Raw genomic sequence first — 13,524 nt, 5'->3', positions numbered from 1 at the left:
AGGAATCCTCATGCACATCGACTGGGCAGCTCTCGGCTCCGTCTTCGGCGTCAGCCTCGCGGTGACCGTCGGCCTGGTGGGCCTGTTCACCCTCGGCATCGTCGGCCTCACCAAGCGGGAGGCCGCGGCGTCGGGCACCGCGGGCAACGTGGCGATGGCCCGCACCGGCGCCTACGCCTGCTTCGCACTCTGCGCGGCGGCCGTGGCGTACGGGATCTACCTGATCGTCGCCTGACCCCGCGCACCGCGCCGCCCGCCCCACACGCACCACCCGGACCGCCCCGTGGCCCCCGCCGCGGGGCGGTCCGGCGTGATGCCGGGCACTCTCTCGCGCCGCAGGTCAACAGCAAGTTGACGGGTGTTCTCGCAGCGTGGTGGACTGCACCGGCCAGCTACGGCGGCAGCAGAGGAAGCCGGTGCGAATCCGGCGCGGTCCCGCCACTGTCACCGGGGAGTGATCCCCGCGAAGCCAGGAACTCTCACCGCCGGTCACGTCGTACCAGGGCGCGGACACCCTGAGTGAGGACACACCGCCATGCGCCCCTGCCCGTCGAGATCTTCCGGCCCCTTCCGCGACGCCCCGGCGCGCTGACCATGCGGGCCGATCGCACCTTCGCCTACGGCGCCACCGCCGGGCTCATCGGCGACCTCCTGCTCGGCGACCCCCGCCGCGGCCATCCGGTCGCCGCCTTCGGCCGTGCCGCCGCCGCCGTCGAACGCGCCCTGTGGCGCGACGACCGCGGCCGGGGCGCGCTGCACACCCTGGTGTGCGCGGGCGGCGCCGCCACTGCCGCCGCCCTCGCCTCCCGTGCCGTACGCAGCCGCCCCGCCGCATCCGTCGCGCTGACCGCGGCCGCCACCTGGACAGTGATCGGCGGCACTTCGCTGGGCCGCGAGGCGCGCGCGATCGGCGGGGCGCTGGCCGCGGGCGACGTCGAGGCGGCCCGGGAGCGCCTGCCCCATCTGTGCGGGCGCGACCCGCAGTCCCTGGACGCCGACGGCATCGCCCGCGCGGTCGTCGAGTCGGTCGCCGAGAACACCTCGGACGCGGTCGTCGGCGCCCTGGTGTGGGGCGCGCTCGGGGGCGTGCCCGGGCTCGTGGGCTTCCGGGCGGTCAACACCCTGGACGCGATGGTCGGGCACAAGTCGGCCAGGTACCGCCGCTACGGCTGGGCCTCGGCGCGGCTGGACGACGTGATGGGCTGGCCCGGCGCCCGCCTCACCGCCGTCCTCGCCGCCCTTGCGGGCCCTGACACCAAGGGCGCGGCACGGGCCTGGCGGGCCGACGCCGCCCGGCACCCGAGCCCCAACGCGGGCCCGGTGGAGGCCGCGTTCGCGGGAGCGCTCGGCGTACGGCTCGGCGGCACGCTCTCGTACGCGGGGCGCGTCGAGCACCGGCCGGTCCTGAACGCGCCGGGCCGGGCCGTCGAGGTCGCGGACATCGAACGGGCGGTACGGCTCTCGCGCACGGTGGGCCTGCTGACGCTGGCCGGCGCCGTGGCGGCGCGGGCCGCTGTGAGGAAGGGACGTACATGGGTGGCGGGCTGCTGATCGCGGGCACGACATCGGACGCCGGCAAGAGCGTCGTCACGGCCGGGATCTGCCGCTGGCTGGTGCGCCGGGGCGTCAAGGTCGCGCCCTTCAAGGGCCAGAACATGTCGCTGAACTCGTTCGTGACGCGCGAGGGCGCGGAGATCGGCCGGGCACAGGCGATGCAGGCACAGGCCGCCCGGGTGGAGCCGACCGCGCTCATGAACCCGGTGCTGCTCAAGCCCGGCAGCGACCGCTCCAGCCAGGTCGTCCTCATGGGCAAGCCGGTCGGTGAGCTGAGCGCCCGCGGGTTCTTCGGCGCGGCCGACGGGCCGGCCGCCGGGCAGCCACTGGCCGGCGGGCGTCGAGAGGCGCTCCTCGGTCCGGTCCTCGACTGCCTCGCGGAACTCCGCGGTACGTACGACGCCGTGATCTGCGAGGGTGCGGGCAGCCCGGCCGAGATCAATCTGCGCCGCACCGACATCGTCAACATGGGCATCGCCCGGGCCGCCCGGCTGCCCGTGGTCGTGGTCGGCGACATCGACCGGGGCGGGGTCTTCGCCTCGTTCTTCGGGACGACGGCGCTGCTGAGCCCCGAGGACCAGGCGCTGGTCGCGGGGTACGTCGTCAACAAGTTCCGGGGCGATGTGACGCTCCTGGAGCCCGGCATCGAGATGCTGCGCGGCCTCACCGGGCGGCACACGTACGGCATCCTGCCGTACGCCCACGGCCTCGGCATCGACGAGGAGGACGGCCTGCGCGTCTCGATGCGCGGGACCGTGCGGGAGTCGGTGGTGGCGCCGCCGGTCGGCGAGGACGTGCTGCGGGTCGCCGTCTGCGCGGTGCCGCTGATGTCCAACTTCACCGACGTGGACGCGCTCGCGGCCGAGCCCGGTGTGGTCGTGCGGTTCGTGGACCGGCCCGAGGAACTCACCGACGCCGACCTCGTGGTGGTGCCCGGGACGCGCGGCACGGTCCGCGCGCTGGAGTGGCTGCGCGAACGCGGCCTCGCGGCGGAACTGGGGAGACGGGCCGCCCAGGGCCGCCCGGTGCTCGGCATCTGCGGCGGGTTCCAGCTGCTCGGCGAGCACATCGAGGACGACGTCGAGTCGAAGGCGGGCTCGGTGGCGGGCCTCGGGCTGCTGCCCGTACGGGTGCGGTTCGCCGCCGGGAAGACCCTGGCACGGCCGGTCGGCGAGGCCCTCGGCGAGCGCGTCGAGGGGTACGAGATCCACCACGGGGTGGCCGAAGTCCTGGGCGGGGACACCTTCTTGGACGGGTGCCGGGTGGGCTCGGTGTGGGGGACGCACTGGCACGGCTCCCTGGAGAGCGACGGGTTCCGGCGCCGCTTCCTCGAACGGGTCGCGCGCGACGCGGGCCGCCGGTTCGTGCCCGCGCCGGACACCTCGTTCGGGGTGCTGCGCGAGGAGCAGCTCGACCGGCTCGGCGACCTGATCGAGGAACACGCCGACACCGACGCCCTGTTGCGGCTGATCGAGCAGGGCCCGCCCGCCGGGCTGCCCTTCATTCCGCCGGGGGCGCCGTGACCCGGGCCGCCCTTCACCACCTCGTGGACGCCCCGGCCACCGCCGCGGGCCCCCGGCGCACAGCACTACTCGAAGGAGAGACCAGCACATGAGCACCCGGTATCCGTTCACCGCCGTCGTCGGCATGGACGACCTGCGCCTCGCGCTGCTCCTGAACGCCGTCAGCCCGGCGGTGGGCGGGGTCCTCGTCCGGGGCGAGAAGGGCACCGCCAAGAGCACCGCCGTACGGGCGCTCGCGGACCTGCTGCCCGAGGTGGCGGTCGTCGCGGGCTGCCGCTTCAGCTGCGACCCGGCCGCACCGGACCCCGAGTGCCCCGACGGCCCGCACGAGAGCGGTCCCGGCACGGCCCGCGCCGCGCGCATGGTCGAGCTTCCCGTCGGCGCGTCCGAGGACCGCCTGGTGGGCGCCCTCGACATCGAACGGGCGCTGGGCGAGGGCGTGAAGTCCTTCGAGCCGGGGCTGCTCGCGGACGCCCACCGCGGCATCCTGTACGTCGACGAGGTCAACCTGCTGCACGACCACCTCATCGACCTCCTGCTCGACGCCGCCGCCATGGGTTCGTCCTACGTCGAGCGCGAGGGCGTCTCGGTACGGCACGCGGCCCGCTTCCTGCTCGTCGGCACGATGAACCCCGAAGAGGGCGAGCTGCGGCCGCAGTTGCTCGACCGGTTCGGCCTGACCGTCGAGGTCGCGGCCTCGCGCGAGCCCGAACAGCGGGTCGAGGTGGTGCGCCGCCGCCTCGCCTACGACGACGACCCGGCCGGCTTCGCCGCGCGCTGGGCCGATGACGAGGGCGCGTTGCGCCAACGGATCGTCGCCGCACGGGAGTTGCTGCCGTCCGTCGGGCTCGGGGACGCGGTCCTGCTCCAGATCGCCGCGACCTGTGCCGCGTTCGAGGTCGACGGCATGCGCGCCGACATCGTGATGGCCCGTACCGCGACCGCGCTCGCCGCGTGGGCCGGGCGCACCGAGGTGACCAGCGAGGACGTCCGCCAGGCCGCGCTGCTCGCGCTGCCGCACCGGCGCCGGCGCAACCCGTTCGACGCGCCGGGCCTGGACCAGGACAAGCTCGACGAGACGCTTGAGCAGTTCAAGGACGAGGACGACGATCCCGACCCGGGCCCAGAGGGCCCCGGCGGCGGTGGGGGCGGCGGGGTGCCGCCGCAGGGCGACTCCCCCGAGGACCCCGCCGAATCGCCCGAATCGCCCGACGCACCCGAGTCATCGGACGCGTCCGATTCCTCCGAGTCCATGGAGCCGCCCGCGTCCCCTGCCCCGAGCGGCCCCGGTGAGCGGGCCGCGGTGAAGGCAGCCGAGCCGTTCCGTACGAAGATGCTGAGCGTGCCCGGACTCGGCGAGGGCGCGGCGGGCCGGCGCTCGCGGGCCCGTACCGACCACGGCCGCACGACCGGTTCACGGCGGCCCCAAGGGGCGCTCACCAAGCTGCACTTGGCGGCGACCGTGCAGGCGGCCGCCCCGCACCAGCGGGCGCGCGGCCGCTCCGGCCGGGGCCTCGTGGTGCGCCGGGACGATCTGCGCCAGGCCACCCGCGAGGGCCGCGAGGGCAACCTCGTCCTGTTCGTGGTGGACGCGTCCGGGTCGATGGCGGCACGGCAGCGGATGAGCGCGGTCAAGGGCGCCGTACTCTCGCTGCTGCTCGACGCCTACCAGCGGCGCGACAAGGTCGGCCTGATCACCTTCCGCGGCAAGGACGCCGAGCTCGCGCTGCCGCCCACCTCGTCGGTGGACGCGGCCGCGGCCCGGCTCGAATCGCTGCCGACCGGCGGGCGCACCCCGCTCGCGGCCGGGCTGCTCAAGGCCCATGACGTGCTGCGCGTGGAGCGGCTGCGCGATCCCTCGCGGCGCCCGCTGCTCGTGGTGGTCACCGACGGCCGGGCCACCGGCGGCCCCGAGCCCGTGGCGCTCGGCGCCCGCGCGGCCCGGCTGCACGCCGGTGAGGGCACCGCGTCGGTGGTCGTGGACTGCGAGTCGGGGATGGTCCGGCTCGGGCTCGCCGGGGAGCTCGCACGCGAACTCGGCGGCACCGCCGTCACGTTGGACGAGCTGCGGGCGGATTCCATCGCCGGGCTCGTCAAGGACGCAACTGGAACTTCGAGGAGGGCCGCTTAATGCCGCAGGGACAGGTCAGTGTCGTACCCGAGGACGGTCTGACGACCCGTCAGCGTCGTAACAGGCACCTGGTCATGGTGCACACGGGCGTCGGCAAGGGGAAGTCGACGGCCGCGTTCGGCATGGCACTGCGCGCCTGGAACCAGGGCTGGCCGGTCGGGGTGTTCCAGTTCGTGAAGTCGGCGAAGTGGAAGGTCGGCGAGGAGAACGCGCTGAAGGTGCTCGGGGCCTCCGGCGAGGGCGGCCCGGTGGACTGGCACAAGATGGGCGAGGGCTGGTCCTGGATCCAGCGCGAGACCGCCGAGGGCGAGCCCACGCACGAGGAGAAGGCCCGCGAGGGCTGGGAGCAGGTCAAGCGCGACCTGGCCGCCGAGACCTACAAGTTCTACGTGCTCGACGAGTTCGCGTATCTGCTGCACTGGGGCTGGGTCGACGTCGAGGAGGTCGTCGCGGTCCTGCGCGACCGGCCCGGCACCCAGCACGTGGTCATCACCGGCCGCAACGCCCCCGAGCAGCTGGTGGAGTTCGCGGATCTGGTCACCGACATGTCCAAGGTCAAGCACCCGATGGACGCCGGTCAGAAGGGCCAGCGGGGCATCGAGTGGTAGCACGTCTCGTCATCGCGGCCCCGGCATCGGGCAGCGGCAAGACCACCGTGGCGACGGGCCTGATGGCCGCGTTCGCGCGGTCCGGGCTCACCGTGTCCCCGCACAAGGTGGGGCCCGACTACATCGACCCCGGCTACCACGCGCTCGCGACCGGACGGCCGGGCCGCAACCTCGACGCGTACATGTGCGGGCCCGAGCTCGTGGCCCCGCTGTTCGCGCACGGGGCGCGCGGCTGCGACCTCGCGGTCGTCGAGGGCGTGATGGGTCTGTACGACGGGGCGAGCGGCCTGGGCGAACTCGCCTCCACCGCCCAGGTGTCCAAGCTGCTGCGAGCCCCGGTCGTGCTCGTCGTGGACGCCTCCTCGCAGTCGCGGTCGGTGGCCGCCCTGGTGCACGGCTTCGCTTCGTGGGACCCCGGGGTGCGGATCGGCGGGGTGATCCTCAACAAGGTCGGCTCGGACCGGCACGAGGCGCTGCTCCGGGAGGCCATGGAGGACGTGGGCGTCCCGGTCCTCGGCGCCCTGCGCCGCGCACCGCAGGTCGACACGCCCTCCCGCCACCTGGGCCTGGTCCCGGTCGCGGAACGCCGCCCGGACGCGGTGGACGCGGTCGCGGCGATGGCCGCCCAGGTCCGGTCGGGCTGCGATCTGGAGGGCCTGCTCGCCCTGGCCCGCACGGCCCCGCCGCTGGGGGCCGAGCCGTGGGACCCGGCGGACGGCTTGTCGGCCGCGGACCGGACGGGCCGGGGCTCCGCGCGGCGGCCCGTCATCGCCGTCGCCGGGGGCTCCGCGTTCACCTTCTCCTACGCCGAGCACCCCGAACTACTCACCGCCGCCGGCGCGGAGACCGTCACTTTCGATCCGCTCAAGGACGAGCAACTCCCTCCCGGCACCGACGGATTGGTCATAGGCGGCGGCTTCCCCGAGGTGTACGCGGCCGAGCTGTCGGCCAACGAGCGGCTCCGCAAGGCCGTCGCCGAGCTCGCCCGCTCGGGGGCACCCGTCGCCGCCGAGTGCGCGGGGCTGCTGTACCTGGCGCGCTCGCTCGACGGGCAGCCCATGTGCGGGGTGCTCGACGCCGACGCGCGGATGTCGGGCCGCCTCACCCTCGGCTACCGCGAGGCCGTCGCGGTGCGGGACAACAGCCTGGCCGTCGCCGGGACGCGGCTGCGCGGCCACGAGTTCCACCGCACCGTGATCGAGCCGGGCGCGGGCGCCGACCCGGCGTGGGGCGTGGTGCACCCGGAGCGCCGCGTCGAGGGCTTCGTACAGCAGGGTGTGCACGCCAGCTATCTGCACACGCACTGGGCGGCCCGCCCCGAGGTGGCCCGCCGGTTCGCCGAGGGCTGCGCCCGATGACGTACTCAGCCGGCGATGCCCACCACCAGCCAGATGAACCCCACGCCCGCGACGGTGCAGAGCAGCGTCGACAGGGCGGGGTGCTCGTGGTGGGCCTCGGGGAGGATCTCGGCGGCGGCCAGATAGAGGAGCACGCCGCCGAAGAACCCCAGATAGCTGCCGAGCAGCTGCTCCGGAAGGGTGAACAGCAGGGTCGAGGCGGCACCCACCATGGGGGCGAGCGCGTCGGCGAACAGCATCGCGAGCGCCTTGCGCTTCTCGTTCCCGTACAGGCTCGTGATCGTGTACGTGTTGAAGCCGTCGGCGAAGTCGTGGGTGATGACGGCGAGCGCCACCGCGAGGCCCATCCCGGCGCCCACCTGGAAGGCCGCGCCGATCGCGATGCCATCCATCAGGCTGTGCCCGACCATCGCGGACGCCACGGTGACGCCGACCTGCGGGGCCCGGTGCTCGCCCGCGCCGTGGGCGGCCTGGCGCACCGCGAGCACGCGCTCGACGACGTGCGCGAAGAGGAAGCCGCCCACGAACAGGAGCAGCGCCCGGGGCACCCCGAAGAGGTCCTCGCCGGCCGCGTCCAGGGCCTCCGGCAGCAGGTCGAGCCCGACCACGCCGAGCATCAGCCCGCCGGCGAGCCCGAGCACCAGATGGCGCCGGTCGGTGACCCGCTGGGCGGTCCAGCCGCCGACCAGGGTCATCAGGAACGCGCCGAGCGCGACGAATACCGCCATGCGCCCCTGCTTACCGACGCGGCCCGCACTCCGCACGTCCGCACCGGGGCCCGTCGCCGCCCCCGGGCGGCCTGAGAGGGACCCCGCCATGGCCGACGAGACCGCCCGGGCCGCCGCGGCACCCCTGGTCGTGGGCGTCGGCGCCTCGAAGGGCGTCCCGACGGACGAGGTGCTCGCCCTGATCGGGGCCGCCCTCGCGGACGCGGGCCTCGACCCCCGTGCCGTCGTCGAGCTGGCCACCGTGCGCGGCAAGGCGCACGAGCCCGGGCTCGTCGGGGCGGCGACCGCACTCGGGGTGCCGCTCGTCGGGTACGCGGCCGGGGAACTGGCCGCCGTGGAGGTGCCGCACGGCTCGGGCGTGGTACTCGCCGCGGTCGGCACCCCTTCCGTCGCGGAGGCCGCCGCCCTGGCCGGGGGCGGTCAACTGCTCGTCCCCAAGCGGAAGTCGAGCCCCGCGGACCGCGCCGCCATGGCGACGTGTGCGATCGTACGTCGGCCCCGCCTCCGGCCGATCGCCGAAGGCGGGGACGGACCCCCCACAAGGAGCGAGGAAGCCATGCCCATCCCCACCACCGAGGCCCCGCACGATCTGCGCCACCACGGTGACGCCGAGGTCCGTGACGACGGCGGCGCGCTGATCGATCTCGCGGTCAACGTCCGCACCCACACTCCCCCGGCCTGGCTGCGCGAGCGGATCGCCGACTCGCTGACCGGGCTCGCCGCCTATCCGGACGGCCGCTCGGCGCGCGCCGCGGTGGCGGCGCGGCACGGACTCCCGGCGGAGCGGGTGCTCCTGACGGCGGGCGCGGCGGAGGCGTTCGTACTGCTCGCCAGAGGCCTGACGTTCCGTCACCCGGTTGTGGTGCACCCGCAGTTCACCGCCCCCGAGGCCGCCCTGCGCGATGCGGGGCACGAGGTGCGGCGGGTGCTGCTGCGGGCCGAGGACGACTTCCGGCTCGATCCCGCGGCCGTCCCCGAGGACGCGGACCTGGTGGTGGTCGGCAACCCGACCAACCCCACCTCCGTACTGCACCCGGCCGACACGCTCGCCCAACTCGCCCGTCCCGGGCGGACGTTGGTGGTGGACGAGGCCTTCATGGACGCGGTGCCGGGCGAACGCGAGGCACTGGCGGGCCGCACCGACCTGCCAGGCCTGGTCGTGCTGCGCAGCCTGACCAAGACCTGGGGCCTGGCGGGGCTGCGGATCGGCTATGTGCTGGCCGAGCCGGAGACGCTCGCCGCCCTCCAGCGGGCCCAGCCGCTGTGGCCGGTGTCGACACCGGCCCTGGTCGCGGCGGGCGCCTGCATGGAGCCCCGGGCCCTCGCGGAGGCCGCGGAGGCCGCCGTACGGGTGGCCGCGGACCGGGCCCATCTCCTGGCGGGGCTGGCCGAGTTCGAGGAGGTGCGCGCGGTGGAGCCGGCCGAGGGGCCCTTCGTCCTGATACGGATCGACGGCGCGACGCAGGTCCGCGAACGGCTGCGCACGCTCGGCTTCGCGGCCCGGCGGGGTGACACGTTCCCCGGCCTTGGCGCCGACTGGCTGCGCCTCGCGGTACGGGACCGCCCCACCACCAACCGCTTCCTCCAGGCCCTCGACCAGGCCCTGACCCTGACCCACCCCTAACGGCACCCGGACCCCGTTCGCGCCTGAACGGCGCTCGTCCTCAAACGCCGGACAGGCTCGAACGCTCCGATGCGGGCCGGAGCCAGTACCGCCAGGGGCGCGGGGAACTGCGCGAGCAACCACGCACGATCCGCACCGTACGAACTCACCCCCGGAGGGTCTCGGGAAGGGGCGGGGCGGGGATGCCCCCCGCCCCGCGACCTGCCACCCACGGCGGAGCCGAAAAGGGGGCCGGGGCCCAGCCCGAGAGACAGGGGGCCCGGGGCGTCAGCCCCGGTTGCCCCGCGCTCGCATCCGGGTCAGAACGAGCGCCCCCGCACCCCCCACGAGCAGCACCGCGGCACCCCCCGCCAGATAGGGCGTGGCCGAACTCCCGCCCGTCTCGGCCAGTTCGGTGTCGGCGACGTTCTGCGTCTTCACCGCCGTTTCGACGGGCTTCTTGTCCGGGTCGGCCGGGGCGCTCGCCTGCGGCTTGGCGGGCGGTGCCTTGGGCGTCCGGCAGGTCGCCTCGGCGAGGGTGACCTCGCCCTTCACGTCGGCGACGTTGAGGTGGAGCGGGTTGACCGAGATCTTCAGCTGAAGGGCGACGGCCGCGGCGGTGCGCGAGGTGGTGGTGGCCCGGGACAGGTCCAGGGACACCTCGCCGACCCCGGGCACGTCGACCCGCGTGGTGCCGCCCGCCGACAGCGTGATCTTCCGGCCGAGCACGGTGACCGCGCCCAGCACATTGGACTTGGCGACCGGCGCGCGGCCCGCCTCGCAGACGGCGCTGGACGTCACCTCCCCCACCTCGATCAGGGAGAGCAGCGGAAGCCCCGGCAGGTGCAGCCGGGCATTGACCAAACGGGTCGAGCCTTCCGCGCGCTTCTCGTCGACGCTCGCCTTCGCCGTGGCCACGTCCGCCTTCAGGACGTTGACGGGCTGTCCGCCGGCCACCCCGTCCAGCTTCACGGTCAGTGCGGTCTTCTCGGCGCCGGCCGGCGCCTGCACCTCGTTGAGCGTGGCCCTCAGCGGTACGTCGATCGCCTTGTTGAGCAGGGACACATCGAGCCCGGTCCGCAGCACGACGGCACTCGCCCGGCCCCCGCCGTCGCCCTCGACGCCGGTGGCGTGCGCGGGCGCGGCCAGCAGCAGCGGCCCGGCGACGAGCGCCGTGCAGGCCGCGATCGCGGCGGAGCGCCGGCCGGCCGGGACGTTCGCGGGCAGGCGGAAGTTGTTGCTGTTCAAAATGGTGGAACCCCCACAGGAGACATGGCAGTCCGGGCGCCCGCCACGGGGACTCGTGGGACTCCTGCGAATCGTGGGGCGCGCCGGCGACTTGGGACACCGAATCTTTACGCACTGAGAGTGAACTGACCGTCACACGGCGCCAGTTCACCCCAACGGGTGGTTTCCGTCCCCATATTCGATTTGCCCGCCCCCAGGGCCCTCCTCCGTCACCCCCGCACCGCCCCCGCACCCCGTACGCCGCCGCACCGCCCCGGCGTACGCATGAAGACCTACAACGACCTGACCGCGCCGGGCGTCACGCCCGGTCAACCCGGTGATGCGCCGAGGGCTTCAGGGAACTGCCGCTCCCGCAGGCCGGGTCGACCGCCTCAGCCCACGATCCGCCCGTTGAGCACGATGCGGCTCGGCGCGGCCAGGACGCGGACGTCCGCGCGGGGGTCCTGGTCGTAGATGACCAGGTCGGCCGGCGCGCCCTCCTCAAGGGCGGGGCGGCCGAGCCAGGCGCGGGCGCCCCAGGCCGTCGCCGAGAGCGCGTCGAGGGCGGGGATGCCCGCCTTGACGAGTTCGGCGACCTCGGCGGCCACCAGGCCGTGGGCGAGCGAGCCGCCCGCGTCCGTACCGACGAAGACGGGCACCCCGGCGTCGTAGGCCGAGCGCACCGTGTCGTAGCGGCGCTCGTACAACCGCCGCATGTGGGCGGCCCAGTCGGGGAACTTCGCCTCGCCGCCGTCGGCCATGTGCGGGAACGTGGCGATGTTGACCAGCGTCGGCACGATCGCCACACCGCGCTCGGCGAACAGCGGGACGGTGTCGTCGGTCAGGCCGGTGGCGTGCTCGATGCAGTCGATGCCCGCCTCGACGAGGTCCCGCAGCGAGTCCTCGGCGAAGCAGTGCGCGGTGACGCGGGCGCCGAGCCGGTGGGCCTCGGCGATCGCGGCCTCCACCTCGCCGCGCGGCCAGCAGGCGGCCAGGTCGCCGGCGTCCCGGTCGATCCAGTCGCCGACCAGTTTCACCCAGCCGTCCCCGCGCCGCGCCTCGCGCGCGACGTAGGCGACCAGGTCGCCGGGATCGATCTCGTGCGCGTAGTTGCGGATGTAGCGGCGGGTGCGGGCGATGTGCCGGCCCGCCCGGATGATCTTCGGCAGGTCTTCGCGGGCGTCGATCCAGCGGGTGTCGGAGGGCGAGCCCGCGTCACGCACCAGCAGCGTGCCGGCGTCCCGGTCGGTCAGGGCCTGCTTCTCGCTCACCTCGTCGGACACCGGCCCGTGCTGGTCGAGGCCCACGTGGCAGTGCGCGTCGACCAGTCCCGGCAGCGCCCAGCCGCTGACAGTGAGCGCCTCGCCCGGCGGCCGCTCGTAGGTGATCCGCCCGTCGACCGCCCACAGTTCGTCCCGTACGTCCTCGGGTCCCGCGAGGACGCGCCCCTTCACATGCAGCACCGTGCGATCGCTCATGGTCAGCACTGTACGAGGCGCTGGGTAGTCTCCATCCGGAGGATCGAACACCCGACCCGATCCCCTGCGTGACCTCCGATACACGACCTTTGACCCGACCCGAAGAAGGCATCGCCGTGACACACCCGCTCCTGGACCTGGCCCCGCTCACCGCCGACCACTTCGCGGCGATCGAGCGACGGGTGGCCGCCCTGCTCGCCACCGAGCAGGACGTGGTGATCATGCAGGGCGAGGCGCTGCTCCCCCTGGAGGGCTGCATCCGGGGCGCGGCCCGCCCCGGCTCCACCGCGCTCAACGTGGTGACCGGCCCCTACGGGCAGACCTTCGGCAACTGGCTGCGCGACTGCGGGGCTGAGGTCGTCGACCTGGAGGTGCCGTTCCACGCGGCGGTGACCGCGGAGCAGATCGACCGGGCGCTCACGGACCGCCCGGAGATCGATTTCGTCTCGCTCGTGCACGCGGAGGCGGCGACCGGCAACACGAACCCGGTCGCGGAGATCGGCGACGTGGTGCGCCGGCACGGCGCCCTGTTCATGCTGGACGCGGTGGCCTCGGTGGCCGCCGAGCCGCTGCTCCCGGACGCCTGGGGCGTGGACCTGTGCGTGATCGGCGCGCAGAAGGCGATGGGCGGCCCGGCCGGCGTCTCGGCCGTCTCGGTCAGCGCCCGCGCCTGGGAGCGGATCGCGGCCAACCCGAGCGCCCCGCGCCGCTCCTACCTCTCGCTCCTGGACTGGAAGCAGCGCTGGATCGACGGCGGCCGCAAGGCCCTGCTGCACGCGCCCGCCCAGCTGGAGATGCTGGCCCTGGAGGCGTGCGTGGAACGCATCGAGTCCGAGGGCCTGGACGCCGTGATGGCCCGGCACGCCTCGGCCGCCGCGGCGACCCGCGCGGGCGCCCTGGGGCTGGGCGGCGGTCTCGTCCCGTACGTGCACGAGGCTGCCGACGCCGCCCCGGTGGCCACGACCCTGCGCACTCCCGAGGGCGTGGACGCCTCCGAGCTGGTGGCCAGGGCGCTCGCCGCGGACCCCTCGCTGCCGCTGATCGCCGGGGGCGGGGCGCTGGCCTCGACCATGGTCCGGGTCAACCACTACGGCGTCGACGCCACGCGGGGTGTCGTGCAGTCCTCGCTCGCGGCACTGGGCGCGGCACTCGGCGAGTACGGCATCGCCGTGGACCTGGAAGCCGCCCGCAAGGCCGTTTCCACCACGTGGTGACACTCCCCCCGCGTTCCTCCGGCGTAATGCACAACTGAATTCCGCAAAACATTCCACAGAAGTTCCACAGAACGGGAAGCTGCTTATTCACCGCAGCTTC

General features: G+C 74.4%; 11 protein-coding genes and 1 riboswitch. Of the genes, 8 read left to right on the top strand and 3 right to left on the bottom strand.

Translation table 11 applies throughout. The features are described from left to right. The first annotated feature begins 10 nt into the window (after window positions 1-10). The 6 genes from IE267_RS07110 (at window position 11) to IE267_RS07085 (ending at window position 7,174) form a co-directional block, all read left to right on the top strand. On the top strand, window positions 11-235 hold the full coding sequence (locus IE267_RS07110; RefSeq protein WP_100574363.1) for a hypothetical protein: 225 nt from the start codon (window positions 11-13) through the stop codon (window positions 233-235). A gap of 123 nt (window positions 236-358) precedes the next feature. Next, window positions 359-498, top strand: a riboswitch (cobalamin riboswitch). Between the two features lie 96 nt (window positions 499-594). Continuing rightward, a complete protein-coding gene (locus IE267_RS07105; RefSeq protein WP_189762517.1) occupies window positions 595-1,551 on the top strand; it encodes a cobalamin biosynthesis protein in 957 nt (318 codons plus the stop codon). Further along, a complete protein-coding gene (locus IE267_RS07100) occupies window positions 1,533-3,077 on the top strand; it encodes a cobyric acid synthase (RefSeq protein WP_189762450.1) in 1,545 nt (514 codons plus the stop codon). Before IE267_RS07105 ends, IE267_RS07100 begins: the two co-directional genes overlap by 19 nt. 88 nt (window positions 3,078-3,165) lie before the next feature. Beyond that, complete coding sequence (locus tag IE267_RS07095) at window positions 3,166-5,208, top strand: putative cobaltochelatase (protein ID WP_189762449.1); 2,043 nt, start codon at window positions 3,166-3,168, stop codon at window positions 5,206-5,208. Then, window positions 5,208-5,816 carry a cob(I)yrinic acid a,c-diamide adenosyltransferase gene (gene cobO, locus IE267_RS07090; RefSeq protein WP_100574366.1) on the top strand — a complete coding sequence of 203 codons (609 nt, stop codon included), beginning with the start codon at window positions 5,208-5,210 and terminating at the stop codon, window positions 5,814-5,816. Before IE267_RS07095 ends, cobO begins: the two co-directional genes overlap by 1 nt. Next, window positions 5,810-7,174, top strand: coding sequence for a cobyrinic acid a,c-diamide synthase CobB (locus tag IE267_RS07085; RefSeq protein ID WP_167154143.1), 1,365 nt, complete (start codon window positions 5,810-5,812; stop codon window positions 7,172-7,174). The genes cobO and IE267_RS07085 overlap by 7 nt, the downstream gene beginning before the upstream one ends. A 5-nt stretch (window positions 7,175-7,179) precedes the next feature. Here the strand turns inward: IE267_RS07085 and IE267_RS07080 are convergent, their stop codons facing one another. Then, complete coding sequence (locus tag IE267_RS07080) at window positions 7,180-7,902, bottom strand: ZIP family metal transporter (RefSeq protein WP_189762448.1); 723 nt, start codon at window positions 7,900-7,902, stop codon at window positions 7,180-7,182. 88 nt (window positions 7,903-7,990) lie between these two features. Between IE267_RS07080 and cobC the strand changes: the two genes are divergently transcribed. Next, the gene (gene cobC, locus IE267_RS07075) at window positions 7,991-9,526 is read left to right on the top strand and encodes an Rv2231c family histidinol phosphate aminotransferase CobC (protein ID WP_189762447.1); all 1,536 of its coding nucleotides are present in this window, start codon (window positions 7,991-7,993) and stop codon (window positions 9,524-9,526) included. Window positions 9,527-9,793: 267 nt separating this feature from the next. On the opposite strand, the gene IE267_RS07070 is transcribed toward cobC, so the two are convergent. Continuing rightward, window positions 9,794-10,753 (bottom strand): SCO1860 family LAETG-anchored protein, encoded by a 960-nt coding sequence (locus IE267_RS07070; protein ID WP_189762446.1) that lies wholly within the window; start codon window positions 10,751-10,753, stop codon window positions 9,794-9,796. A gap of 371 nt (window positions 10,754-11,124) precedes the next feature. Further along, window positions 11,125-12,210, bottom strand: coding sequence for an amidohydrolase family protein (locus tag IE267_RS07065; protein ID WP_189762445.1), 1,086 nt, complete (start codon window positions 12,208-12,210; stop codon window positions 11,125-11,127). 116 nt (window positions 12,211-12,326) lie between these two features. Here IE267_RS07065 and IE267_RS07060 point away from each other — a divergent pair, with 116 nt between their 5' ends. After that, complete coding sequence (locus IE267_RS07060; protein WP_167154133.1) at window positions 12,327-13,424, top strand: pyridoxal-phosphate-dependent aminotransferase family protein; 1,098 nt, start codon at window positions 12,327-12,329, stop codon at window positions 13,422-13,424. Window positions 13,425-13,524: the final 100 nt, after the last annotated feature.

It is taken from the genome of Streptomyces xanthochromogenes, assembly GCF_014650455.1.
Classification (GTDB): domain Bacteria; phylum Actinomycetota; class Actinomycetes; order Streptomycetales; family Streptomycetaceae; genus Streptomyces; species Streptomyces xanthochromogenes.
The sequence above is the reverse complement of the archived record's forward strand: the minus strand, read 5'-3'. Positions and strand labels throughout refer to the sequence as shown.

What these genes read in the sequence shown, in the direction of transcription:
- IE267_RS07110 (WP_100574363.1), top strand. Translation starts at nt 11, where the DNA reads ATGCACATCGACTGGGCAGCTCTCGGCTCCGTCTTCGGCGTCAGCCTC.
- cobC (WP_189762447.1), top strand. Translation starts at nt 7,991, where the DNA reads ATGGCCGACGAGACCGCCCGGGCCGCCGCGGCACCCCTGGTCGTGGGC.
- cobO (WP_100574366.1), top strand. Translation starts at nt 5,208, where the DNA reads ATGCCGCAGGGACAGGTCAGTGTCGTACCCGAGGACGGTCTGACGACC.
- IE267_RS07095 (WP_189762449.1), top strand. Translation starts at nt 3,166, where the DNA reads ATGAGCACCCGGTATCCGTTCACCGCCGTCGTCGGCATGGACGACCTG.
- IE267_RS07065 (WP_189762445.1), bottom strand. Translation starts at nt 12,210, where the DNA reads ATGAGCGATCGCACGGTGCTGCATGTGAAGGGGCGCGTCCTCGCGGGA.
- IE267_RS07105 (WP_189762517.1), top strand. Translation starts at nt 595, where the DNA reads ATGCGGGCCGATCGCACCTTCGCCTACGGCGCCACCGCCGGGCTCATC.
- IE267_RS07100 (WP_189762450.1), top strand. Translation starts at nt 1,533, where the DNA reads ATGGGTGGCGGGCTGCTGATCGCGGGCACGACATCGGACGCCGGCAAG.
- IE267_RS07080 (WP_189762448.1), bottom strand. Translation starts at nt 7,902, where the DNA reads ATGGCGGTATTCGTCGCGCTCGGCGCGTTCCTGATGACCCTGGTCGGC.